Source organism: Streptomyces sp. NPDC032472, assembly GCF_040636955.1.
GTDB lineage: Bacteria > Actinomycetota > Actinomycetes > Streptomycetales > Streptomycetaceae > Streptomyces.
In genome coordinates this window covers 63,187-87,666 of record NZ_JBEZVK010000009.1, presented here as the reverse complement: position 1 = coordinate 87,666, position 24,480 = coordinate 63,187, and the positions used below count along the sequence as shown (strand labels likewise).

Genomic DNA, 24,480 nt, shown 5'->3' with positions numbered 1-24,480 from the left:
TGCCGAGGAGACTCGCAGCCGTCCATCTACGTTTCATATACGCCGCCGGCGGCTGCCGCCGTGGGGCCGGCACGGGACACGCCGACGGCCCGCCTGCAGAGGGCCGTTCTCCGGAGACGGGGCCGCGCCGGGGTTCGCGCCGGGCGGGCGCGGCCCGGACGGGGGGAGGGCAGGAGGACGGTGGGCCGCCGTCCTCCTGCCCGGGGGTCAGGCTGCGGCGCAGGTGTGGGCCGGTGCGTCGGCCGTGGTTGTGGTGACGGTTGCCGTGGCGGTGAAGACGACCGCGCCGTCCTGGTGGGCTGCGACGCGGACCGGGAGGCGGTCCGTCGGCTCCTCGGTGACCGGGCTCGTCTCGATCCAGCAGGGGGAGTTCAGCTCGGCATATCGGAAGAAACGTATCTCCATGTCGGTCAGGACGCCCTGCCGCGGGAAGGCGCAGCCGTACGCGCCCTGGCGGACGGCCTCCAGGAGGAGCATCCCGGGGGCGTGGTCGACGGGGTGGTCGAAGAGGATCGGGTGGTTCAAGTCGGTCCGCAGCAGCGTGCGGTGGGTGGAACCGCTCGGCGCGAGCACCACGTCGTGGAAGCGGTCGCGGCCCACGCGGCGCGGCGCGAGCGGCGGCGCGAGCGGCGGCGCGAGCGGCAGGGCGCGGGCGGCAACCTGTTCCAGATCCGCATAACCCCCGCGCAGGCGCTGGTAGATGGCGGGCGGCTGGTTGGTGAAGGCGGCCTCGGCCGTGCCCAGGAGTTCGCCGTCGCGCGTCGCCGTCACGTGCATGCTGAGCCCGGCCAGCCTGCTGCCCCGGCGCGTGATGCCCGAGCACCGGACGTGCAGCGTGATGTCGGCCGGGGTCGGCCCCACCACCAGTGCGTCGGGATTGACGGAGTAGCTGAACGTGTCCCAAATCTGCCGGTGCCCGAACGGGACCTCGTAGGCGATGTGGCTCAAAAGCGGGATCGCCTGGCGCACGGACTCGGCCAGGAGCAGCGGGTCGTGACGGCCCGCCACCGGAGTGTAGAAGCTGTGCGTGCGCGGCCACTGGGCGGTGATGGCGTACTCGTCGGCTCCGACGGCACGACACCCGGTGAGCAGCACTTCCGAGTGCGCGCTCTTGTGTACGTACTCCCGAGGCAAGGCGCTGGTGAGCGCGGCAATCGACGAAGCTCCATGTCTGGCTAACACGGTCACGATCAAGGCCCCCTAGAAACGGCGTTGCGAACTGGTGCTTGAGTGCGTCGAGACTTAAAATAGAGGATGTTCGTTTTTTTTGTCGAGGGAGTTGAGACATCGTGTCAGAGCGCAAGCGGCAACGCGCACCACAGCAGCGGGCGGTCCAGACGAGGGCGGCGATCCTGCGCGCGGCCGCGGAGGTGTTCGACGAGTTCGGCTTCAGCGGCGCCAGCATCAGCAAGATCATGCACCGGGCTGAAGTCACCCAGGGCGGCATGTACTTCCACTTCGGCTCCAAGGAGGAGCTCGCGTACGCCGTGATGGTCGGCCAGGGCGAGGGGCTGGTGTTCCCGGCCGGCGAGGACGGCCTGCAGCACCTGGTGGACATCACGCTCTACCTGGCCGAGCAGCTCCAGCACAATCCGGTCCTCCGGGCGGGCGTACGACTGGCCGTGGAGCAGGGCGAGTTCGGCTTGCGCGACGACGTCGCCTACCAGGCCTGGCTGCTCGAGTTCCGCCAGCAGCTGCGCTTCGCCCGCGCCAAGGGAGAGCTCCAGCCGGACGTCGACGACCACGAGCTGGCGTGGGTGTTGGTCAGTTCCTTCACCGGTGCCCAGCTCTTCTCCCAGGCGTCGACCGGGCGCGCGGACCTGCCGCAGCGGATCGCCGTCCTGTGGCGCTACCTGCTGCCCGCCGTGGCCGCCGACGGCGTCCGCGGCGCCATCCGCCTGACGCTGCCCCCGGCGGACCCGGCCGCCGCGACGGATGCGGACCCGGTGCAGGAGAAGTCGGCGTGAGCGTGCACCGCGTCGTCGTCACCGGGGCCACGGGCTTCGTGGGCTCGGCCGTGGTGCGCCGCCTGGCGGCAGCGGACCCGCACATCGAGGTGCGGGCGGTCTCCCGTACGCCTGCACCGGCCGCCGAGGCCGGCATACCCGGCGCACCCGGCGCACCCGGCGTGCGCTGGGTGGACGCCGACCTGACCGTCCCGGAAACCCTGCGCGGCGTGTGCGACGGCGCGGACGTCGTGCTCTCCCTGGCCTCGCACATCGGCCCGGAGCCGGAGCTGTGCACGGCGGTCAACACCGCCGGCACCGCGGCCGTGGCGGCCGAGGCGCAGCGCGCGGGAGTTGCGCGGATCGTCCACCTGTCGACCTGCGCGGTCTACGGGCCCGGCCCCCACCGCGGCCAGGACGTCGGGGAGCTGGTCCCCGCACCGGTGTCCCCGGCCAGCCGCAGCCGGCTGGCGGGCGAGGAACCGGTGCTCGCCGCGGGCGGGCTCGTCCTGCGCGCGGGGCTGGTGCTCGGGCCGGGCGACCGGTGGGTCGTGCCGGCGCTCGCCGACGCCTTCCGGCGCGTACCGGCGCACTGGGACGGCGGAGCGGGGACGGCCTCCTTCGTCGACGTCGACGACCTGGCCCGGCTCATCACGGCCTGCGCCCTCGGCGCGGGCGACTCGGCCGGGGCGGCGGGCATCCTGCACGCACACCACCCCGTTCCGGTGCGCAACGCGGAGCTCATGGCCGCACTCGTCGAGCACCGCGTACTGCCGGGGCGGCCCGCCGCGGACTGGCCGTGGGAGCGGTGCCTGGAGGCCCTGGCGGAGAGTCAGGGCTGGGTCAGCGAACGGCAGTTCACCCTCCTGGCGGGGGACCACTGGTACCGCGCCGACGCGGCGTGGCGGCTCACGGGCACCGACCCGGGGCCCGGACCGCTGGCCCGGCTCGGCGCGGCCGCACGGTGGTACCGGGGGAGGGGTGCCCAGGCTCCCGGCTGACGGGGCCGCACGCCGCGGCGAAATGCCAAAGCCTCGCCGCGATCGGGCCGGGCGGGCGCCGCGGGGAGGCGGCCCGGGTAGCGTCCCGATCCGTCCCGTCATCCCTGAAGGAGCTGAAATGCCCGACCTTTCGAACATCGTCAAGGCGTACGACATACGCGGTGTCGTGCCCGACGAGTGGGACGAGTCCCTGGCCGAGCTGTTCGGTGCGGCCTTCGTCGAGGTCGTGGGCGGCTCGGCGGTCGTGGTGGGCCATGACATGCGGCCGTCTTCGCCCGGTCTGTCGGCGGCCTTCGCGCGGGGCGCGGCGGCTCGCGGCGCGGACGTCACGCTGATCGGCCTCTGCTCGACGGACCAGCTGTACTACGCCTCCGGTTCCCTGGACCTGCCGGGTGCGATGTTCACGGCGTCGCACAATCCCGCCCGGTACAACGGGATCAAGCTGTGCCGGGCGGGTGCGGCCCCGGTGGGGCAGGACACGGGCCTGTCGCAGATCCGCGAGCTGGTGGAGAGGTGGCTGGACGAGGGCGCCCCGGCGGCTCCGGAGGGCACGGTGGCGGGGACGGTCTCGGAGCAGGACACGCTGGCCGGTTACGCGGACCGTCTGCGGGGCCTGGTGGACCTGGCGCCGATCCGCCCGCTGAAGGTGGTCGTCGACGCGGGCAACGGGATGGGCGGCCACACCGTGCCCACGGTCTTCGAGGGCCTGCCGCTGGATCTGGTGCCGATGTACTTCGAGCTGGACGGTACGTTCCCGAACCACGAGGCGAACCCGCTGGACCCGAAGAACATCGTGGACCTGCAGGCGCGTGTGCCGGCGGAGGGCGCGGACCTGGGGATCGCGTTCGACGGCGACGCGGACCGCTGTTTCATCGTGGACGAGCGCGGTCAGGGCATCCCGCCGTCGGCGATCACGGCGCTGGTCGCGGCCCGGGAGCTGGCCCGCAACGGCGGGTCGGGGACGGTGATCCACAACCTGATCACCTCGTGGTCGGTGCCGGAGGTCGTCCGGGAGAACGGCGGCACCCCGGTCCGCACCCGCGTGGGCCACTCCTTCATCAAGGAGGAGATGGCGAGGACGGGTGCGATCTTCGGTGGTGAGCACTCCGCGCACTACTACTTCAAGGACTTCTGGAACGCGGACACCGGCATGCTCGCCGCGCTCCACGTCCTGGCGGCCCTCGGCGGCCAGGACGGCCCGCTGTCCGCCCTGGTCGCCTCGTACGACCGCTACGCCGGTTCGGGTGAGATCAACTCGACGGTGGCCGACCAGAAGGCCCGTCTGGCGGCGGTGAAGGAGGAGTTCGCGGCCCGCGAGGACGTCACCCTCGACGAGCTGGACGGCCTGACCGCGACGGGCAAGGACTGGTGGTTCAACGTCCGCGCCTCGAACACGGAGCCGCTGCTGCGCCTGAACGTGGAGGCCCGTGACGAGGCGACGCTGGCCGGGGTCCGCGACGAGGTCCTCTCCCTCATCCGCGCCTGACGCCTGTCCGGGCCGGGCCGGGGCCGGCCCGGACAGGCCCGGAAGGGCGTCGGGCCGAGCACCCCGGGCGCGGCCGGCGGACAGCGGGCGGCGGCTCTCAGGCGGACCGGCGGGAACCGAGCGCCGTCGGGTAGACCGGGGGCAGGCCCGGGCGGTTCTGGCGGTCCCGCGGGGAGGGGACGCTCTTGTAGGCGTACGCCGCGGACACCAGGGTCATGTGGTGGTGCCAGCCGGGGAAGGAGCGGCCCGCGAAGTCGAGGAGGCCGAAGTCCTCCGCCAGGGTCCCCAGTGCCCGCCCCGCCTCGGTGGACTGCCTGGCCAGGTACAGCAGGTCGTCCATCCGGTGCTCCGTCATGTTGGTGATCCAGACCGGGCCGCCCCGGTGGCCGAGCCCCGGGCGGCGCTCGCCGAACAGGCGGTAGGTCCCGCGCCCCGTTGCCGGCGTGCCCGTCTCCGCGCCCGGTACCCGGACCAGACCCGAGTGGATCCGCATCGGCTGCGCCCGTGCGGCGGGGCCGGTGAGTACCGCCGTGTACGGGTGGCGGGTGTTGCCCAGGCGGGCGAGGTCGCCCGCGGTGCTCTCGCATCCCGCCGCCCGGCCCGCGTCACCGCGGCCAGGGGCGAGCCCCGCAGCTCTGACGGTGAGGGTGGGCGGGACGGAGACCAGGAAGTCGTGGCCGCGCCGGGCCAGCGCGCCCAGCAGCGCGGCGGCGCCGGTCAGCCGGCTCAGGTCGGCGACCACGGGGGCGTGGGCCGCCGAGGTGTGCGCGGCGATCGACTCGACGAGTTCGAGGACGAGGGCCTCCGGCGCCCGGTGTGCGATCCCGGGGGTGATCCGGGCCCGACGGCGCTGGCCGGGGTCGTCCGTCCAGGCCTCGGGGAGCATGAGCCGCCAGTCGACGGGAACGCTCGTCGCGCCCAGGGACAGGAACAGGCCGAGTCCGAACTGGCCGTTGACGGTTCGTCCGGCGGCGGGGTCGAAGCGGCGGTGCACGCCGACCGAGTGCTCACCGCGCTTCGGCAGGACCGCCTGGCCGATGGTCCAGGCGTGTACCGGGTGGCGTTCCTCGACCCAGTGCAGCAGTTCCAGGCGGGCCTGGTCCCAGTCCCAGGGGCTGGCGTTGATGAACTGCTGCAGGGACTGGGAGGCCGTGGGCGAAGCGCTGACGGAGGCGGCGAGCCGGCGCACGGACTTCTTGCCCGGCGTGGTCAGCAGCCCTTGGAGGTAGGCCTGCGCCCAGCGTCGCTGGTCGGCTCGCGGTAAGTGGCCGAAGAGGCGTTCCGTGTACCCGTCCAGCGCGGTGTCCATGGAGACCAGGGCTCTGGGCCGTGTGTCTGCCGTCATCTCTCCCCCTTCACTGCAGGCGCCGGTGTGTGGCGGCGAACTCCGGCCAGAATACAGAACGTTCGTTTTTTTTCTAGCTCAGGGCTGGCGTCCGTCCCGCGACTTGGGCACGTTGGAAGCCGGGGCGGCCGGCGCCCCGGGCGGCGCGGCGGGCGGGGGCTGCTTCTTCGCCAAGTCCGCGTTGTACGCCGGCGGCGCCCGGGAAAGGCTGGGGGCAGCCTCGCGGGCCCGTATGCCCGGCGAGTCGGGAACGACCTGGACGTCAGTGAGAGTGCTGCATTGGTAAAGCAAGAGCGCGGATTGCTCACCCGGAAACACCTCATCGCGGTGGCCGGCGTCGAATTCGACCGCAATGGATACGAAGGAACGTCGTTCACGCGGCTGAGCCGCTCCGCCGGAGTGTCGGTGGGTGCGCTCACTTTTCATTTCTCGTCCAAGGCGGAACTTGCCTTTGCCGTCGAGGAGTCGGGCCGGGCCGCCACCCGCGCGGTGGTCGAGCGCGTCATGGTGGGCGGCGGCCCGGCGCTGGACACCCTCGCCGCGCTCGTCGTCGCCCTGGGCTCGCTCATCGAGACGGACCCGGCCGTACGGGCCACGGCGCGGCTGACCCAGGAACGGGCCGGTGCCGGGGCCGGCCCCGAGTGGTACGGCTGCTGGCTGCCGGCGGCCGGGGTCCTGCTCGACCGGGCGAGGAGCGAGGGCCGGCTGCGGCCCGACGCCGACCCGCGTCCGGCCGTGCTGCTGCTGGCGCACCTGGTGGGCGGCACCGTCGCGCGCGTGCGCCACGGCCGGATCCGCCGGCCCGGTGCGGCCGTGGGCGAACTGCGGGAACTGTGGCGCGTGATCTGCCGCGGTATTGCGTCTCCGGCCGAGGGCTGCGGCCCGTGCCGAGACGCTCCGACCGGAAATGAAAATGCCTAAGTAGGCCTGAAGGGAAGGAAATTCAGGCCGAAGGGCGGCACGTCGCGCCTAGCCTCGGTGGCATGAATTCCTCATCTCACCGGATCACGAAGGCAGTCGTCCCCGCCGCCGGTCTCGGCACGCGTTTTCTCCCGCTGACCAAAGCGACCCCGAAGGAAATGCTTCCGGTCGTCGACAAGCCGGCCATCCAGTACGTGGTGGAGGAGGCGGTCGCGGCCGGCCTGTCCGACATCCTCATGGTCACCGGCCGCAACAAGCGGGCCCTGGAGGACCACTTCGACCGCAACTACGAGCTGGAGGAGGCCCTCCAGCGCCGGGGCGACCAGGACAAGCTCGACAGCGTCTGCGCCTCCACCGAGCTCGCCGACATCCACTACGTGCGCCAGCGCGACCCCAAGGGCCTCGGGCACGCCGTCCTGTGCGCCGCGCCGCACGTCGGCCGGGAGCCGTTCGCCGTCCTCCTGGCCGACGACCTGATCGACCCCCGCGACCCGCTGCTGTCCCGCATGGCCGAGGTCCGGGCACGGCACGGCGGCAGCGTCGTCGCCCTCATGGAGGTCGAGCCGGAGGTGATCCACCAGTACGGGTGCGCCGCGGTGGACCGCTCGACGGCCGGCGCCGGAGCCGGCCTGCGCATCACCGACCTCGTGGAGAAGCCTGCCCCCGGCACCGCGCCGAGCAGCCTCGCCATCATCGGCCGATACCTCCTCGACCCCGAGATCTTCGACGTCCTGCGGGCCACCGAGCCGGGGCGCGGAGGCGAGATCCAGCTGACGGACGCGCTGCGCGCCCTCGTCGAGGCGGGCAGGCCCGTCCACGGCGTCGTCTTCGACGGCCGGCGCTACGACACCGGGGACCGGGCGGAGTACCTGCGGGCGACGGTCAGGCTCGCCTGTGAGCGCGACGACCTGGGGCCCGAATTCCTCTCCTGGCTGCGCGAGTTCGTGGGAACGCAGCAGCTCGTGGGGGTCTGAGCCGCCTCGCGGTGGGCGACCGCTGAACTTCCCCGGTCGCCCACCCCGGTCCCCGGCCACTCGGGCAAGTTGCCGAAATAGCGCCGGGCTTCGCCGCCAGCGCAGGTTACCGAACAGTAGTTACGTAATTTCTTCCCCGGAGTCGTCGAACGAACGCCGCCGACGTCCCGGCCACCGAGCGCACGGAAGGAGGTGAACCACATGCAGAACCACATGCACCCCACACACCGCCCGAGCAAGCGGACCGCACTCCACATGGTCCAGGCGGTGTCCACGGCGGGCACCCCCGCCGCCGTGGCCGAAATCCCCGTCGGCGCACTGCACTGCGCTGACTCCCCGCGCACCGTCCAGGTGGACGAGAGCCACGCACAGGCCCTCGCCCAGTCCGGCCGGGCCCTCCCCCCACTGCTCGTGCACCGTCCGACCATGAGGGTCATCGACGGAACGCACCGGCTGAGGGCCGCCGTACTGCGCGGGCAGCCCACGGTGGACGTGACGTACTTCGACGGCAGCGCCGAAGACGCGTTCGTCCTCTCGGTGGAGGCCAACATCAGCCACGGGCTGCCGCTCACCCACGCCGAGCGGACCTCCGCGGCACTACGGATCCTGCGCTCCCACCCCGACTGGTCCGACCGCGGCATCGCGCGCCGGACCGGTCTGGCGGCCAAGACCGTCGCGGGCCTCCGCCGCCGCGAGGCTCCGGCGGCCGAGCCGCCGGGAAGAGTCGGCCAGGACGGCCGGATACGGCCGTCCGACCCGGCGCGCGGCCGAGAGGCCGCCGCCCGGCTGCTGGCGGGGCGCCCCACCGCCTCGCTGCGGGAGATCGCCCGGGAGGCGGGCATAGCGCCGTCGACCGTACGGGACGTCCGACGCCGGATCGGCGAAGGGGCGGACCCCGTGCCCGCCACCCAGCGCCGTCCCGGGACCACCGCGGGCCCGCCCCCCGTCGGGCCCGCGACCCCGGGACCGGGCCGGGCCCCGAACCGGGGCCCGGCCCCGGGCCCGGGACGCGGCAGAGCGCTCCCGGGCCTGGTCGCCGGCCTGTGCAAGGACCCCCTGCTCAGGCTGAGCGAAGCCGGTCGGCTCCTCCTGCGGATGCTCGACCTCCATGTGAGCGGGCTCCGCCACTGGGAGCGGATCGTCGCCTCGGTCCCCCCGTACCGGGCCGAGACCGCGGCCGCCGCGGCCGCCCAGTGCGCCCGCGACTGGCAGGAACTGTCCGAGGAGCTGGGCCGCCGCGCCTCGGAGGAGGCCCGCGCCTGAGCGCGCCTCCACCCCCAAGTACCGGCTCTCCCTGCGGGAGGGCCTCCGTTCAAGTGTGTGTGAAAGGAAGTCTGGCGATGTCGGTTGTCGAGGGTGCTCGGGTTGCGGAGGGTGTGGGGGAGGGCCCGGTTCGTTTGGACGGGCGTTTGAGGTTGGTGCTGGTGGTGCTGCTGGTGGCGCAGTTCATGCTGGCGGTGGACTTCTCGATCCTGAATGTGGCGTTGCCGGTGATCGGTGACGGGCTGGGGTTCTCGTTGTCGAACCTGCAGTGGATCGCGACGTCGTTTGCTCTGTGTGCGGCGGGGTTCACGTTGTTGTTCGGGCGGGTTGCGGATCTGTTCGGTCGGCGTCGGTTGTTCCTGGTGGGTCTGGCGGTGCTGGGTCTGTCGTCGTTGGCGGGTGGTCTGGCGAGCAGTCCTGAGATGTTGATCGCGGCGCGTGTGTTCCAGGGTCTGGCGACGGCTGCGGTGACGCCGGCGGGTCTGTCGCTGCTGACGACGTCGTTCCCGGAGGGTCCGCTGCGGCAGAAGGCTCTGGGGTTGAACGGTGCGCTGATGTCGGCGGGGTTCACCACGGGTGCGATTTTGGGTGGTGTGTTGACGGACCTGCTGTCGTGGCGGTGGGCGTTCTTCATCAATGTGCCGGTGGCGCTCGCGGTGTTGTTCATTGCTCCGGCGGTGATCAAGGAGTCGCGTCCTGATGTGCGTCCGCGTCTGGATGTTCCGGGTGCGACGGCGGTCACGCTGGGTCTGCTCGCTTTGATCTACGGGTTGACGCAGGCGGGTGAGCTGGGCTGGGGTTCGGTGTCGGCGCTGGGGTGGCTGGCTGCTGGTGTGGTGTTGCTGGTGGCGTTCTATGCGGTCGAGTCGAAGTCGGCGGCGCCGCTGGTTCCGGTGAGTGTGCTGAAGAAGAAGACGGTGGCGTGGGGGAACATCGCGGGTCTGATCGCGTTCCTGACGGAGACGAGTCTGGTCTTCCTGATGACGCTGTATCTGCAGGAGGTGTTGGACTTCTCGCCGCTGACGGCCGGTCTGTCGTTCGGTGTGCTGGGTATCGGGACGGTGATCGGTGGTTCGATTGCGCCGCGGGTGATCGGTGCGACGTCGACGCGGGCCACGCTGGTCATGGGTGGTCTGTTGCAGGCGGTGGCGACGCTGAGTCTGGTGGCGTTGGGTGAGACGTCGGCGAGCATGTGGCTGCTGCTGGTGGCGACGTTCGCCGGTGGTGTCGGGAACATGCTGGTGATCGTCGGGTTCATGGTGACGGCGACGACGGGTCTGCCGGACCACGAGCAGGGTATGGCGACGGGTCTGGCGACGATGACGCAGCAGATCGGTATCACGATGGGCACGCCGATCATGTCGGCGATCGCAGCGGCGAACGCCGACATCCATGCGGGCATCACCACCGCGGTGATCGTGAACACCGCGATCGTGCTGGTCGGGACCCTGACCACGGTCCTCTTCCTCCGCACCAAGCACACCGCCACCGCCTGACACACCCGCTCTCTCCCCTCCCCCCTTCCCCCCTCCCCCTCCGAGAGGCGGCCCGGCCGGGCCGGGCCGCCTCTCCCTCCCCCCACTCACACAGGTCTCCTTCTCCCAAGGAACGTGATGGACCTCCGTATCGAAGACCGCGTCTACCTCGTCACCGGAGCATCCTCCGGAATCGGCGCGGCGACCGCCCGCCTGCTGGCGGCCGAGGGCGCAACCGTCGTCGGTGTCGCCCGCAAGCCGTGGACCCCCGAGGCCCCCGGCGGACGCAGCGGCACCGTCAGCACCGTCACCGCCGACCTCACCGACCCCGACGCCGCCCGGCAGGTGGTCGACACCGTGCTGGACCGCCACGGCCGACTCGACGGCCTGGTCAACAACGCCGGCGCGCTGGAATCCCGTACCGGCTTCCTCGCCGTGACCGACGAGCAGTGGCACGACACCTTCGAGGTCAACTTCCACTCCGCGGTACGCGTGACCCGCGCCGCCCTCCCCGCGCTGCTGGAGGCGGACGCCGGTGGTGCACTCGTACACATCGCCAGCGAGGCCGCCCGCTTCCCCGACCCCGGCATCGTCGACTACGCCGCCACCAAGACGGCGCTGCTCTCGCTCTCCAAGTCCCTGGCCGCGGAGTTCGGGGCTCGCGGAGTGCGCTCCAACGTGGTCTCCCCGGGCCCCACCCGTACCGCCCTCTTCGACGCGCCCGGCGGCTTCGCCGAACAGCTCGGCCGGCGCTTCGGCCTCCCCGCCGACGAGGCCGTGGACCACTTCATCCGCGAGGAGCGCCGGCTCCCGAGCGGCCGCATCGGCACCCCCGAGGACGTCGCCCGCATCGTCACGTACCTGCTGTCCCCGCTCGCGGGCCAGGTCACCGGCGCCGAATGGAGCGTCGACGGCGGCGCCCTGCGGCAGATCTGACCGGGCCGATGCGACTTCCCCTCCCGCTCCTCGCCCTCGCGATCGGTGCCTTCGGCATCGGGACCACCGAATTCGTCATCGTCGGCCTGCTCCCGGACGTCGCCGGCGACCTGTCCGTGTCCATCCCGTCCGCCGGCATGCTGGTCACCGGCTACGCGCTCGGCGTGGTCGTCGGCGCCCCGCTGATGACCGCCGCCGGTGCCCGGCTGCCGCGCAAGACGATGCTCGTGGTGCTCATGGGCATCTTCATCGCCGGCAACCTGCTGTGCGCGCTGGCCGGCGACTACTCCGCCCTCATGGCCGGCCGGCTGATCGCCGCCCTCACCCACGGCGCCTTCTTCGGGATCGGCTCGGTCGTCGCCGCCGACGTGGTCGCCCCCGACCGGCGGGCCAGCGCCATCGCACTGATGTTCACCGGCCTGACCCTGGCCAACGTGCTCGGCGTCCCGCTCGGCACCCTGCTGGGCCAGCAGTTCGGCTGGCGCTCGACGTTCTGGGCCGTCACCGCCGTCGGAGTCGTCGGCATGCTCGGCATCATCGGACTCGTACCGGCGCAACCCAAGCCGCAGGCCGGCGCGCTCCGCGGTGAACTCGCCGTCTTCCGCAAGCCGCAGGTATGGCTGGCGCTGACGACGACCGTGCTCGGTTTCGGCGGCGTCTTCGCCTCCTTCACCTACCTCGCGCCGATGATGACCGAGCTCGCCGGGTTCTCCGACAGTGCGGTCGCCTGGCTCCTCGTCCTCTTCGGCGTCGGGCTGTGCGTGGGCAACGTGGCGGGCGGCCGGGCCGCCGACCGGTCCCTGATGCCCAGCCTGTACGTGATCCTCGGCGGCCTCAGCCTGGTGCTGGTGGTGTTCACCTTCACCTCGCACGCCGCCCTGCCCGCCGCGATCACCCTCGCCGCCTTCGGCGCGGTCGGCTTCGCGACGGTACCCCCGCTGCAGGCACGTGTGATGCAGCAGGCCGCCGGGGCCCCGGCCCTCGCCTCCGCGGCGAACATCGCGGCCTTCAACCTCGGCAACGCCCTCGGGGCCTGGCTCGGCGGCCTCGCCGTCGCCCACGGCCTGGGCTGGACGGCGCCCACCTGGATCGGCGCCGCCCTGGCGGCGGCCGGCCTGGGCACGGCGGCCCTCTCCGGGCGGCTCGACCGCAGGAGCGGGCCGCGCCCGCTGCCCGCGGAACCCCTCACCGGTCCCGGTGACTCACCCGCCGCGGCGGGTGCGGCCGGAGCCGGGTACGGCACCACGTCATCATCGAACAGGAGTTGAGGAAGAACCATGAACGGTGTCGATCGCCGGACCATGCTCACCCGCAGTGCGGCCGTCGTCGGAGGCGCGGCAGTGGCCGGCGCGCTCGGCAGCCAGGCCGTGGCCGCCGCGGCGCCCACGCCGGGCTCAGCGAACGCGGCGGCCGGTGCGGCCGCGGGCAGCGGATCGGTCGTCAAGCCGGGAGACCCCCGGTACCCGCTGCTGACCACCGGCAACAACCAGCGCTTCGTCGCCCGCCCCGACTACGTCAAGATGGTCCGGTCGACCGCGGACGCCGAACGCGCCCTGCGCGACGCGGTCCGGGCCGGCAAGCGCGTCTCCCTGCGCAGCGGCGGCCACTGCTTCGCCGACTTCGCCGCCCATCCGGAGACCGAGGTCATCCTCGACTTCTCCGAGATGACGTACGTCGGCTACGACCCCGCCTTCCGGGCCTTCGTCGTCGAACCCGGCGCCCGGCTGATGAACGTCTACGAGGCCCTGTACAAGGGCTGGGGCGTCACCATCCCCGGCGGCATCTGCTACAGCGTCGGCGCGGGCGGGCACATCGCGGGCGGCGGGTACGGCCTGCTCTCCCGCGCCCACGGCCTGGTCGTCGACCACCTCTACGCCGTCGAGGTGGTGGTGACCGACGGCAAGGGCGGCGTACGGACGGTCGTGGCGACCCGGGAGAAGAACGACCCGAACCGGGAACTGTGGTGGGCGCACACCGGCGGAGGCGGAGGCAACTTCGGCCTCGTGACCCGCTACTGGTTCCGCTCCCCGGACGCGAAGGGCACCGAACCCTCCCAGCAGCTGATATCCCCGCCGTCCACCGTCCTGGTCAGTGCCGTCGACTTCCCCTGGGAGCAGCTCACCGAAGCCAAGTTCACCCGGCTCCTGAAGAACTTCGGGGCCTGGCACGCGGCCAACAGCGCGCCGGACTCCCCGTACCGAAACCTCTCCAGCCTCTTCAACGTCAGCTCCAAGGCCCACGGCAGCCTGGGCATGTTCACCCAGGTCGACGCGACCGTACCGAACGCGCGCAAGCTGCTCGACGACTACCTGGCGGCGATCACCGCCGGAACCGGGGTCACCCCCAAGGCCCTGACCCGCCCCACCGGCGAGCTGCCCGCGATGCCGCAGTTCGCCGAGCCGAAGACACTGCCATGGCTCCAGGCGACCCGGCTGGTCGGCACCAACAACCCGACCATCACCAATCCGACGTCCCGCGGCGGCCACAAGTCCGCCTACATGAAGCGGAACTTCTCCGACCACCAGATCGCGACGCTCTACCGCCACATGAGCCGGCCGGACTTCACCAACCCCGACACGATGCTGGTGCTGTTCTCCTTCGGCGGCCAGGTCAATGCCGCCGCGCCCGACGCGACCGCCAACGCGCAGCGCTCGTCCATCTTCAAGATGTGCTTCCAGACCTTCTGGGAGGACGAGAGCGAGGACAACTTCTACCTGGGCTGGCTGCGCGACCTGTACGAGGACTTCTTCTCGGCGACCGGCGGCGTGCCGCTGATCGACGACAACACCGACGGCTGCTACATCAACTACCCCGACCGCGACATCACCGATCCGCACCACAACCGCTCCGGCGTGCCGTGGACCACGCTCTACTACAAGGACAACTACCCGCGCCTCCAGCAGGTGAAGAAGCGGTACGACCCGTCCGACTTCTTCCGCCACTCCATGTCCGTCAAGCCCGCCCGCTGACCCCTCTTCCCCTCTTCCCTCCTTCCCGCCCTCCGCAGAAGCCCTGTGCCCGGTCCCCGGTGCACGGGGCTTCTGTCGTTCCCCCGCGCTGCTGTTCGAGTGGCCGCGCGGGGGTTCGTTGACTCCCCGAGCCGCTCCGGGAAAGCTTGGTCCTGGCCGGAAGAGAGCAGCCGAAAACGCCTCTCGTGAGAGACCCGATCCCCTGGCCACCACCCACGGAACAGCCCTCGGCACCGCCATGCCGAGCTCCCGTCATCCCTGCACGCCCTGGCTCGAATCCATCCGTCATGGAAGAAATGGAAGAAGAGGAAACCATGCGTTCCGTCGCCGTAGTCCTCGGCACCCGGCCCGAAGCCATCAAGTTCGCCCCGGTCATCCGCGCCCTCCAGGACGACCCGCGCTTCGCCCCCGTCGTGATCTCCACCGGCCAGCACCGCCAGATGCTCGACGAGACCCTCGACGCCTTCGGCCTCACCGCCGACGTCGACCTCGACGTGATGGCTCCCAAGCAGACCCTCTCCCAGGTCACCTACCGCTCGCTGCGCGGCCTGGAGGACTACTTCGTCGCCGCGCCCGCCGACGCCGTACTCGTCCACGGAGACACCGCCACCACCCTCACCGGGGCCCTCGCCGGCTTCCACCAGCGGATCCCCGTCGTCCACGTCGAGGCCGGCCTGCGCAGCGGCCGGCTCGGCTCGCCCTTCCCCGAGGAGGGCAACCGCCGGCTCGTCGCCCAGGTCGCCGCCCTGCACCTGGCCCCCACCCCGGGCAACCTGGCCAACCTGCTCCGCGAAGGCATCGCCGCCGACACCATCACCGTCACCGGCAACACCGTCATCGACGCCCTGCGCTGGGCCAGCGGCCGCGCCGACGACTACGGCGACCCCGCCCTGGCCGACCTCGACGAGGACCCCCGCCGCATCGTCCTCGCCTCCGCGCACCGCCGCGAGGCCTGGCCGCACCTGCCGAAGATCGGACAGGCCCTGGCCCGGATCGCCGACGAGCCCGGCGTCCGCGTCGTCGTCCCCCTGCACCGCAACCCCGTCGTCCGCGAGGCGCTGCTTCCGTACATCGGCGCCCACCCGGCCATCACCGTCGTCGACCCGCTGCCCTACCTCAGCTTCTGCAAGCTCATGGGCCGCGCCGACGTCATCGTCTCGGACAGCAGCGGCAGCCAGGAGGAAGGGCCCGCCCTCGGCAAGCCCACCCTCGTCCTCGGCAACGTCACCGAGCGCTCCGAGGCCATCGTCGCCGGCACCGCCTGCCTCGTCGGCACCGAGACCGAGGGCATCGTCGCCCACACCCTGGAGATCCTGCGCGACCGGCAGGCGTACGACCGCATGGCCAACGCCGCCAACCCGTACGGGGACGGCTGCGCCACCGAGCGCACCGTCGCCGCCCTCGCCCACTTCTTCGGCATGGGGCCCGCCCCCGAGCCGTTCGTCCCCGAGACCGCCGTCGACGAGCTCAGCGTCGAGCTCGCCCGCACGGCCGACTTCGCCCGCACCTGAAGCCACCGAGAGGAAGCGCCCGCATGCGTGCCACACCGTCCGCCACCGAACGCCCGCTGAACTTCAGCTCCCCGTACCTGAGGGCCGCGCTCGTCCGAGACGCCGTGGACTACACCGTCGAAGGCCGCACCATCGTCGTCAACCCCGGCGTAAAGCCGGTGACCATAGCGGAGGAGCCCCGTAAGACCATCCCCCCGCTGTCCTCGACGGTGCTCGCCGACACCCGTATCGAGCAGGCCGACGCGCTGATCCTGCTGCGCAGCGCCGGCGAAGGCGCCGACGTGGCCGGCATCGTCGACCAGCCCGGCTGGTCGCACCTGGCCGACACGTCCGACCACGGGGACTTCCCCCGTGAGACCCCGCTCTACCGCAGCTCCCAGGACGACATCAACACCGTGCTGTTCGACCCCTCCTACGTGCTCGGCGAAAGCGAGACCGAGGGGTACCTGCGGGAGTTCAACGTCCGCGCCAACCTGTGGTTCTCGCCCGCCGGCACCGACTGCTTCATCCACAACAAGCACGACTTCATCGAGGTCCACACCCAGGTGCACGGCCTGGGCCGCATGCAACGGTTCCGCAACCAGGACCAGGCCTCCCTGTACCAGGACGTCCTGATGAGCCCCGGCTACACCACACCGGACCCCTTCTGCGCCACCGGCCCCCAGTGCACCTACCACTACCCCATGCACCAGTACCGGGCCGACACCGACTGCATCTGGCTCGCCATCGAGTACCACCCCGTACCCCGCGCCCTGCGCACGCTCCCCACCACCCCTCCCGCCGCCCGCCCCTCGACCCTCCTGGAGACCCGCTCATGACCGCCGCCGACAAGAACACCGAACACACCCTGCGCGCCCCGAAGTTCACCGCCGAGCTCGTGGCCGGCCAGCTGCGCGACGGCTACTGGCTGGAGGCCCCGGACATCAACGGCGACGGCAAGCCCGACCTGTTCGGCTACGGCCTGCGCCTCGGCGAGATCTACTGGTACGCCAACGACGGCGACTGGACCCGCCGCCTCATAGCCGACCGCATCAACATGCCCGTGGGCGCCGACTTCGCCGACGTCAGCGGCAACGGACATCCCGACGTCATCGTCTGCTACGACCTCTACGGGCCGATCGGCACGATCGTCGACGCCAACACCGAGGGCGGGAAGATCGACTGGCTGGAGAACCCGGGCACCCCCGACAAGGACGAGTCGCGCTGGAAGCGCCACTACGTCGGACGCGCCACCGGTATGCACCGCCTGCGCGCCGGCCACTTCACCCGCACCGACCGGCTCCAGATCATCGGCCTCCCCATCGTCGCCAAGGAGGACGTGCACGCCGTCCTGCCCGTCGTGCTCTTCACGCAGCCCGACGACGTGCACACCGCCGAGGAATGGCCGATGACGATCGTCGACGACAGCCACTTCCGGATGATCCACGGCGCCGAGAAGAAGAAGGGCCTCATCCCCGGCTCCGACCTCGAGTCGATCCTGTTGGCCTCCGACGAGGGTGTGACCTGGCTCTACTACGACGAGGCCCGCCAGGAGTGGATCCGCGAGCTGATCGGCACCGGCGAGCTCACCCAGTTCGAGCAGACCGGCTTCCGCGGCAGCGGCGACCTGAACGCCGGCCGCCTCGGCGACGACCCGATGGCGTACGTGGCCGCCGTCGAGCCCTTCCACGGCAACACGGTGGCCGTCTACACCAAGGCCGCCGACGGCGACGGCCAGGGCTGGAACCGCGTCCTCCTCGACGTGTACGGCGACCCCAACGAGAACGGCGAGGGCCCCGGCCACCAGATCGTCTGCGCCGACTTCGACGGCGACGGCGACGACGAGTTCCTCGTCGCCCTGCGCGGGCCGTGGCCGTGGCAGGGGGTCATGTACTACAAGGCGATCGACGCCGCGGCCGGCATCTGGGCCAAGTGGCGCGTCTCCGAGGAGTCCGTCGCCCGTATCGCCACCGCCGACTTCAACGGCGACGGCCGGCTGGACTTCGCGACCATCGCCTACTCCGTCCAGAACTACTACGTGGCCAAGGACGCCAAGCTCATGCTCTACCGCAACGAGATCGAGCAGGTCGGGCAGGTCGGGCAGGCCGGGCAGGCCGGGCAGGCCGAACCGGCGGGGCAGAGCGGGCAGTAGGCCGGGCCCGAACCCCCAACGGGCAGTCCCGCGACGCGACGCCCCTTCGCGCCGCCGGGGCCCACCCGCCGCACGGGCGGGACACGGCCCCGGCGGCCGACCCTCACGAAACCTCTTCCGACCTCTTCCGAAAGAGCGATCCCTGTGGCCTCCACGACGTCCTCCGACGCCGCGAAGCGGGCGAAACTGCCCTCACTGACCGGCCTGCGGTTCTTCGCCGCACTCTCCGTCTTCTTCTTCCACTCGTCCCTGACGGACTCCCCGATCCCGCCCAACGCCCCGATCAACCCCTTCGCCGACGCGGAGGTCGCCGACTGGTTCTCCACCGCCTTCGGCAAGGCCGGCTACCTGGGCGTCTCCTTCTTCTTCGTCCTGTCCGGCTTCGTCCTCGCCTGGGCCGCCAAGCCGGGGGAGCGGGCCACCGCCTTCCTCCGCCGCCGACTGCTGAAGATCTTCCCCAACCACGTCGTCGTCTTCACCGCCGCGATGATCCTCTTCGCCGGCGCGGCCGTCACCGGCGTGGCCGACTGGCTGCCGAACCTCTTCCTGATCCACACCTGGTGGCCGCAGCCCACCGTCAACCTCAGCGTGAACCCGCCCAGCTGGTCCCTCGGCAGCGAGCTCCTCTTCTACGTGCTCTTCCCGCTGCTGATCGGCCCGATCCGCAAGCTCCGCCGCGGCACCGCCCTGTGGGGCTGGAGTGCCGCGATGATCGCCGGAATGGTCGCCGTCCAGCTGATCTCGACCTACCTCGTCCCGGACACCCCGAAGTCCACCATCACCCCGATCTCCGGCATGCAGTTCTGGTTCGGCTACCTGCTGCCGCTCGGCCGCCTCTTCGAGTTCGCCCTCGGCATCCTGCTCGCCCGGATCGTCCTGGCCGGCTTCTGGCCGCGCCGCGTCGGCTTCGGCGTCTCCGCCGTCCTGACCGTCCTCGGCTACGCCGCCGCGCTCGTCGCACCGTTCCAGTACGGCTTCGTCGTCGCCACGATCATCCCGGTCGGCGCGCTGATCGGCGCCACCGCCTCCGCCGACGTGGAGGGCCGCCACACCTTCCTGCGCAGCCGCGTCATGGTCTGGCTCGGCGAGGTGTCCTTCGGCTTCTACCTCGTCCAGGGCGTCACGATCTTCTACCTCCGCTCGCTGTTCGGTGAGCACACCTTCAGCGTCCCGATGGCCCTGCTGGTCGTCGCCGGCTTCTTCTGCGCCTCGCTGCTGGGCGGCTGGCTGCTCTACCACTTCGTCGAGATGCCCATGATGCGGCGCTTCGGCCGCAGCAAGGCCTCCCGTACGGCCAGGATCCCGGCGCAGACCCGGGCCGAGGCACCGGCCCCGGCGCAAGGGGCTGCGGCCGGCCTCGCCGCCGCCGACGCCGAACCGCACGTGCCGGCCACCGCGGGCCGCACCCCCTGACCGGCACCCGCTCTCCTCAGCGCTGCCGCTCGCTGCCCGAGCCCGAGCCCGCGTCCGCGTCCGCATCCGCGGACGCGGGCTTCGGGTTTTCCTGCGCCGGCCCCTGCGCACCGGCCGTCAGGCTCGCCAGCATCCGCAGCGCCGCATCGGAGGGCGAGCCGGCCGGAGCCGTGTAGAGCAGCATCCGGTGATTGGTGCCGTCCGTGAGGTGCAGGTTCTCGAAGTCGAGGGTCAGCGGGCCGACCACCGGGTGGTGCAACTCCTTCGTCCCGACCGTGCAGTCGCGCACGGGGTGCTTGGACCACAGCGTCGCGAAGTCGGGGCTCTGCAGCATGAGCGACCCGATGAGCTCGGCGAGCGCCCGGTCCTCGGGGTTGCGGCCGGCGACCAGACGCAGCGCCGCGAGCGCCACGCGCGCCTCGTTCCTCCAGTCCGTGTACAGCTCCCGGGTGTGCGGGTCGAGGAACAGCATCCGCGTCAGATTGGGGCGTACGGCCGGCTCGTCGGGGCTCGTCGGGTCGAGATGGCCGGCCAGCAGGGCGTGGCCCAGCGGGTTCCAGGCCAGCACGTTGTTGCGGCCGTCCAGCACCACGGCCGGGACCTGCGGCATCGCACCGATGAGCCGCTTCGTGGTCTCCCGGGCGTACTCGGGCCGGGGCGACGGGGTCCGCTTGGCCCGCGGCGGCCGGGCCAGGTTCAGCAGGTGCGCGTGCTCGTCCGGCGTCAGGTTCAGGGCGCGCGCCAGGGCGTCGAGGACGCTGTCCGAGGCGTTCGTGCTCTGTCCCTGCTCCAGGTGCGTGTAGTACGTGATGCTCACACCGGCGAGCAGGGCCAGCTCCTCGCGCCGAAGCCCGGGCACCCGGCGGCGGGTGCCGTGCGAGGGGAGACCGACGTCTTCCGGCTGGAGCTGGGCCCGGCGCGTACGCAGGAACTCGCCCAGGGCGGTAGGTGTGTCCATGTCCTCCAGTCTGCCGGGGGAGCGCGCAGGGCGCTGCCCGTAAGGGTGGCCCTGCGAGTGCTAGCTTGCCCGGCGCCAGCAGAACCAGGGGGCTGGGTAACCCCCGCCGACCCGTCCACAGTCGATTCCGGAACACGAACTCCCGTGTCGTGTCGGTCGGAAGGGATGTGTGAAGACGATGTCGGTTGTCGAGGGTGCTCGGGTTGCGGAGGGTGTGGGGGAGGGCCCGGTTCGTTTGGACGGGCGTTTGAGGTTGGTGCTGGTGGTGCTGCTGGTGGCGCAGTTCATGCTGGCGGTGGACTTCTCGATCCTGAATGTGGCGTTGCCGGTGATCGGTGACGGGCTGGGGTTCTCGTTGTCGAACCTGCAGTGGATCGCGACGTCGTTTGCTCTGTGTGCGGCGGGGTTCACGTTGTTGTTCGGGCGGGTTGCGGATCTGTTCGGTCGGCGTCGGTTGTTCCTGGTGGGTCTGGCGGTGCTGGGTCTGTCGTCGTTGGCGGGTGGTCTGGCGAGCAGTCCTGAGATGTTGATCGCGGCGCGTGTGTTCCAGGGTCTGGCGACGGCTGCGGTGACGCCGGCGGGTCTGTCGCTGCTGACGACGTCGTTCCCGGAGGGTCCGCTGCGGCAGAAGGCTCTGGGGTTGAACGGTGCGCTGATGTCGGCGGGGTTCACCACGGGTGCGATTTTGGGTGGTGTGTTGACGGACCTGCTGTCGTGGCGGTGGGCGTTCTTCATCAATGTGCCGGTGGCGCTCGCGGTGTTGTTCATTGCTCCGGCGGTGATCAAGGAGTCGCGTCCTGATGTGCGTCCGCGTCTGGATGTTCCGGGTGCGACGGCGGTCACGCTGGGTCTGCTCGCTTTGATCTACGGGTTGACGCAGGCGGGTGAGCTGGGCTGGGGTTCGGTGTCGGCGCTGGGGTGGCTGGCTGCTGGTGTGGTGTTGCTGGTGGCGTTCTATGCGGTCGAGTCGAAGTCGGCGGCGCCGCTGGTTCCGGTGAGTGTGCTGAAGAAGAAGACGGTGGCGTGGGGGAACATCGCGGGTCTGATCGCGTTCCTGACGGAGACGAGTCTGGTCTTCCTGATGACGCTGTATCTGCAGGAGGTGTTGGACTTCTCGCCGCTGACGGCCGGTCTGTCGTTCGGTGTGCTGGGTATCGGGACGGTGATCGGTGGTTCGATTGCGCCGCGGGTGATCGGTGCGACGTCGACGCGGGCCACGCTGGTCATGGGTGGTCTGTTGCAGGCGGTGGCGACGCTGAGTCTGGTGGCGTTGGGTGAGACGTCGGCGAGCATGTGGCTGCTGCTGGTGGCGACGTTCGCCGGTGGTGTCGGGAACATGCTGGTGATCGTCGGGTTCATGGTGACGGCGACGACGGGTCTGCCGGACCACGAGCAGGGTATGGCGACGGGTCTGGCGACGATGACGCAGCAGATCGGTATCACGATGGGCACGCCGATCATGTCGGCGATCGCAGCGGCGAACGCCGACATCCATGCGGGCATCACCACCGCGGTGATCGTGAACACCGCGATCGTGCTGGTCGGGACCCTGACCACGGTCCTCTTCCTCCGCACCAAGCACACCGCCACCGCCTGACACACCGCTTCCACTAAGGCAACTCCGCCTTGTGACGGCCCCACCCGCGCCGCGAACGTTGGCCCCAGGCACGGCCGCGTACCCCGGCGCCCCCCGGAAAGGACCCCTCGATGGCAACTCCCGCGCGATCCGCCCCCGGTGACAGCCGCGGCGCCGTCCGCTGGGAACAGGTACGCATCCCGTCCCCCGCAGGCCCGCTCCCCGCCCGGGTGTTCCGGCCCGAGACGGCTCCGCACGGCTGGCTGGTGTGGGCCCACGGCGGCAGCTGGCGCGCCGGGTCGGCATCCGACTGGCACCACGCGACCGCCGAGCTCACCCGGTTCTCCCGCTTCGCCGTCGTGAGCGTCGACTACCGGCTGGCCCCCGACGTACGCCACCCGGCCATGGTCGAGGACGTCCTGTCCGCGCTCGCCTGGGCCCGGGAGCAGGCCCGGTCCGAAGGCACCGGCCCCGTGCTCGCCGTCGGCGGGGACAGCGCCGGCGCCACCCTGGCCGCCTGCGCCGCCCTGGCCTGCCGCGACCGCGGGGAACCACTGGCGGCCCAGGTCCTCGCCTACCCGCCGCTGGACCCCGGCTGCGCGGGCGACTCGTACCACCGCTACCCGGACATGTTCCCCACCGCGGCCTTCCTGACCTCGGCCTGGCGGGCCTACCAGGCCCCCGGCCGGCCCCTCGCCGCCGACGGCACCCGCCTCTACAGCACCCCGCTGGAGGCCGCAGACCTCAGCGGGCTCGCCCCGGCCGTCCTGACCACCGGCGACCTGGACCCCGTCAGCGACGACGTGCACCACTACGCACGCCTGCTGCGGGCGGCCGGGGTGGAGGTCGCGCTGCGCGAGTTCCACCAGACGGGCCACGCGGCGTTCCTGCAGCCCGGCGCCGGCCCGGCCGCACGGGACCCGCTGTCCATGCGGAGCTGGCTCGGCCTGGCCCTGTACGAGCTCACCCACCCGGACAGCCCCGCTGCCCCCGACCCTGCCCCTTCCCTCTCCCCCTCCCGTCTGGAGCTGCCATGACCAACCGGATGCCCGCCGTCCCCAACCTCGACGCCCTGCTGCGCCACTTCGCCGACCTGCGCGACGGCGTCCACGGCGACGCCGTCACCCGAGCCGACAAGGAGGAGCACTTCCACACCGCCGCCCGGCTCCTGGACCCGTACGCCCGCCAGGCGCTGGGCGAGCTCAACGACGAACTGCTCCTCGGCCAGGGCGTGCTGGACGCCACGGGCGTCCAGCACGCCGACGACGGAAGCCTCTTCCACGCCTGGACCCTGTGGTGGGACGAGCAGTCGGCCGCCGACATCCCGCCCGTCACCCTGTACGCGCACTACGGCAGGGGCTTCCACCACCCGCACCTGCGCGGGGCCACCGTCTCCGAATGGCCCCTCAACGTCTTCGACGACGCGCAGGCCGCCGCCGAACTGCCCACCCTGCGTGCCATCGCCGCCGCCGACCTGCACAACCTCGTCTTCCGGGCGGACTTCAGGATCGTGCCCGCGACCATGGCCGGCGCCTCCGGCGTCCCCGCCCACCAGCACTGAGAACCGAAAGGCGACACCTCATGACGAAGCTGCGGCTGTCCGTACTGGACCAGACCCCGGTCGGCGAGGACCACACTCCTGACCAGGCGCTGCGCGCTTCCGTGGACCTCGCCCGCGCCGCGGAAGCACTCGGCTACACCCGCTACTGGGCCGCCGAGCACCACGGCTCCCCGGGCTTCGCGAGCAGCGCCCCGGAGATCCTGGCCGGAGCCCTGCTGGCCCACACGTCCCGGATGCGGATCGGGACGGGCGGCGTGCTCCTGCCCCGCTACGACCCGGGGAAGGTCGCCGAGGTCTTCTCCGTACTGGCCTCCCTGTACCCGGGCCGGGTCGACCTGGGCATCGGCCGGGCCGGCGGCCCCGCGCACGACTTCCCCGAGCGGCTGGCCCGGCTGCGCGCCCTGCTGGGCCCGGCCGGCGTCGTCCCGCACGCCCCCGTCGCCCCGCAGATGTGGCTGCTGGGCGCGGGGCGGGAGTCGGCGCGCCTGGCCGGGCAGCTGGGCACCGAGTTCGCCTTCGGGCACTTCTTCTCCCCTTCCGGCGGTCCGGCCGCCTTCGGCCACTACCGCGCCGAGTTCGAGGCCGCCACCGGACGGCGGACCCGCGGCGCGCTGGCGGTGCGCGTGGTGACCGCGGACAGCGCCGGCCGGGCGGAGGAGCTGGCCCAGAGCCTCCTGCTGTGGCGGGCCCGCAAGGACCTCGGCCACGACCTGCCGATGCCCTCGTACGAGACGACGCGCAGGCACCGGTGGACGGGCGCGGAACTGGAGCGGGCCAAGGTGCACCGAACCGCCCTGGTCTCGGGAACGCCCGAGCAGGTGCACTCCACGCTGACGGCGCTGGCCGTGAGCCACGGGGTGGACGAGCTGATCGTCAACACGCTGACGCCGGATCCGGCCGACCGGCAGCGCTCGTACGAGCTGCTGGCCGAGGTCTTCGACCTGCCGGCCGTGCACCCGGAACCGGCCGTCGCGGCGGCCGCCCGGCTCTGACCGGGGATGTGTCGGCCCACCC

At 71.7% G+C, this 24,480-nt stretch carries 21 protein-coding genes; 18 read left to right on the top strand and 3 right to left on the bottom strand.

Features of this window, described 5'->3' with window-relative positions; all coding sequences use genetic code 11:
• Positions 1–207: 207 nt before the first annotated feature.
• Complete coding sequence (locus AB0F11_RS08165; RefSeq protein ID WP_362169637.1) at positions 208–1,182, bottom strand: ScbA/BarX family gamma-butyrolactone biosynthesis protein; 975 nt, start codon at positions 1,180–1,182, stop codon at positions 208–210.
• Between the two features lie 104 nt (positions 1,183–1,286).
• Between AB0F11_RS08165 and AB0F11_RS08160 the strand changes: the two genes are divergently transcribed.
• From AB0F11_RS08160 to AB0F11_RS08150, 3 genes are all read left to right on the top strand, one after another.
• Positions 1,287–1,967 carry a ScbR family autoregulator-binding transcription factor gene (locus AB0F11_RS08160; protein ID WP_362169729.1) on the top strand — a complete coding sequence of 227 codons (681 nt, stop codon included), beginning with the start codon at positions 1,287–1,289 and terminating at the stop codon, positions 1,965–1,967.
• The gene (locus AB0F11_RS08155) at positions 1,964–2,947 is read left to right on the top strand and encodes an NAD(P)-dependent oxidoreductase (protein ID WP_362169635.1); all 984 of its coding nucleotides are present in this window, start codon (positions 1,964–1,966) and stop codon (positions 2,945–2,947) included. The genes AB0F11_RS08160 and AB0F11_RS08155 overlap by 4 nt, the downstream gene beginning before the upstream one ends.
• Before the next feature lie 118 nt (positions 2,948–3,065).
• Positions 3,066–4,433, top strand: a complete 1,368-nt coding sequence (locus AB0F11_RS08150; protein ID WP_362169633.1) for a phosphomannomutase/phosphoglucomutase — start codon at positions 3,066–3,068, stop codon at positions 4,431–4,433.
• A gap of 97 nt (positions 4,434–4,530) precedes the next feature.
• On the opposite strand, the gene AB0F11_RS08145 is transcribed toward AB0F11_RS08150, so the two are convergent.
• Positions 4,531–5,778, bottom strand: a complete 1,248-nt coding sequence (locus AB0F11_RS08145) for a transposase (protein ID WP_362169632.1) — start codon at positions 5,776–5,778, stop codon at positions 4,531–4,533.
• 300 nt (positions 5,779–6,078) lie between these two features.
• Between AB0F11_RS08145 and AB0F11_RS08140 the strand changes: the two genes are divergently transcribed.
• The 11 genes from AB0F11_RS08140 (at position 6,079) to AB0F11_RS08090 (ending at position 19,371) form a co-directional block, all read left to right on the top strand.
• Entirely contained in the window at positions 6,079–6,699 is a 621-nt protein-coding gene (locus AB0F11_RS08140; RefSeq protein ID WP_362169630.1) for a TetR/AcrR family transcriptional regulator, read from the top strand.
• Between the two features lie 62 nt (positions 6,700–6,761).
• Positions 6,762–7,673 carry a UTP--glucose-1-phosphate uridylyltransferase GalU gene (galU, locus tag AB0F11_RS08135; RefSeq protein ID WP_362169629.1) on the top strand — a complete coding sequence of 304 codons (912 nt, stop codon included), beginning with the start codon at positions 6,762–6,764 and terminating at the stop codon, positions 7,671–7,673.
• 201 nt (positions 7,674–7,874) lie between these two features.
• Entirely contained in the window at positions 7,875–8,936 is a 1,062-nt protein-coding gene (locus AB0F11_RS08130) for a ParB/RepB/Spo0J family partition protein (RefSeq protein ID WP_362169627.1), read from the top strand.
• Positions 8,937–9,013: 77 nt separating this feature from the next.
• Positions 9,014–10,432: an MFS transporter gene (locus AB0F11_RS08125; protein ID WP_362169625.1), complete on the top strand. Its 1,419-nt coding sequence runs from the start codon at positions 9,014–9,016 to the stop codon at positions 10,430–10,432.
• Between the two features lie 117 nt (positions 10,433–10,549).
• Positions 10,550–11,347, top strand: a complete 798-nt coding sequence (locus AB0F11_RS08120; protein WP_362169623.1) for an SDR family oxidoreductase — start codon at positions 10,550–10,552, stop codon at positions 11,345–11,347.
• An 8-nt stretch (positions 11,348–11,355) separates the two neighbouring features.
• Positions 11,356–12,615 (top strand): MFS transporter, encoded by a 1,260-nt coding sequence (locus tag AB0F11_RS08115; RefSeq protein WP_362169622.1) that lies wholly within the window; start codon positions 11,356–11,358, stop codon positions 12,613–12,615.
• A gap of 9 nt (positions 12,616–12,624) precedes the next feature.
• A complete protein-coding gene (locus AB0F11_RS08110) occupies positions 12,625–14,316 on the top strand; it encodes an FAD-binding protein (RefSeq protein WP_362169620.1) in 1,692 nt (563 codons plus the stop codon).
• Positions 14,317–14,630: 314 nt separating this feature from the next.
• Entirely contained in the window at positions 14,631–15,827 is a 1,197-nt protein-coding gene (wecB, locus tag AB0F11_RS08105) for a UDP-N-acetylglucosamine 2-epimerase (non-hydrolyzing) (RefSeq protein WP_362169618.1), read from the top strand.
• Positions 15,828–15,850: 23 nt separating this feature from the next.
• Positions 15,851–16,645, top strand: a complete 795-nt coding sequence (locus AB0F11_RS08100) for a hypothetical protein (RefSeq protein WP_362169616.1) — start codon at positions 15,851–15,853, stop codon at positions 16,643–16,645.
• Positions 16,642–17,958 carry a VCBS repeat-containing protein gene (locus AB0F11_RS08095; protein WP_362169614.1) on the top strand — a complete coding sequence of 439 codons (1,317 nt, stop codon included), beginning with the start codon at positions 16,642–16,644 and terminating at the stop codon, positions 17,956–17,958. The genes AB0F11_RS08100 and AB0F11_RS08095 overlap by 4 nt, the downstream gene beginning before the upstream one ends.
• A gap of 144 nt (positions 17,959–18,102) precedes the next feature.
• The gene (locus tag AB0F11_RS08090; protein WP_362169612.1) at positions 18,103–19,371 is read left to right on the top strand and encodes an acyltransferase; all 1,269 of its coding nucleotides are present in this window, start codon (positions 18,103–18,105) and stop codon (positions 19,369–19,371) included.
• 16 nt (positions 19,372–19,387) lie between these two features.
• On the opposite strand, the gene AB0F11_RS08085 is transcribed toward AB0F11_RS08090, so the two are convergent.
• Positions 19,388–20,329: a helix-turn-helix transcriptional regulator gene (locus AB0F11_RS08085; RefSeq protein ID WP_362169610.1), complete on the bottom strand. Its 942-nt coding sequence runs from the start codon at positions 20,327–20,329 to the stop codon at positions 19,388–19,390.
• A gap of 178 nt (positions 20,330–20,507) precedes the next feature.
• Here AB0F11_RS08085 and AB0F11_RS08080 point away from each other — a divergent pair, with 178 nt between their 5' ends.
• From AB0F11_RS08080 to AB0F11_RS08065, 4 genes are all read left to right on the top strand, one after another.
• Positions 20,508–21,926 carry an MFS transporter gene (locus tag AB0F11_RS08080; RefSeq protein ID WP_362169625.1) on the top strand — a complete coding sequence of 473 codons (1,419 nt, stop codon included), beginning with the start codon at positions 20,508–20,510 and terminating at the stop codon, positions 21,924–21,926.
• 110 nt (positions 21,927–22,036) lie between these two features.
• A complete protein-coding gene (locus AB0F11_RS08075) occupies positions 22,037–22,942 on the top strand; it encodes an alpha/beta hydrolase fold domain-containing protein (RefSeq protein ID WP_362169608.1) in 906 nt (301 codons plus the stop codon).
• The gene (locus AB0F11_RS08070; protein ID WP_362169606.1) at positions 22,939–23,466 is read left to right on the top strand and encodes a hypothetical protein; all 528 of its coding nucleotides are present in this window, start codon (positions 22,939–22,941) and stop codon (positions 23,464–23,466) included. Before AB0F11_RS08075 ends, AB0F11_RS08070 begins: the two co-directional genes overlap by 4 nt.
• Before the next feature lie 20 nt (positions 23,467–23,486).
• Positions 23,487–24,458 (top strand): LLM class flavin-dependent oxidoreductase, encoded by a 972-nt coding sequence (locus AB0F11_RS08065; protein WP_362169604.1) that lies wholly within the window; start codon positions 23,487–23,489, stop codon positions 24,456–24,458.
• Positions 24,459–24,480 lie beyond the last annotated feature (22 nt).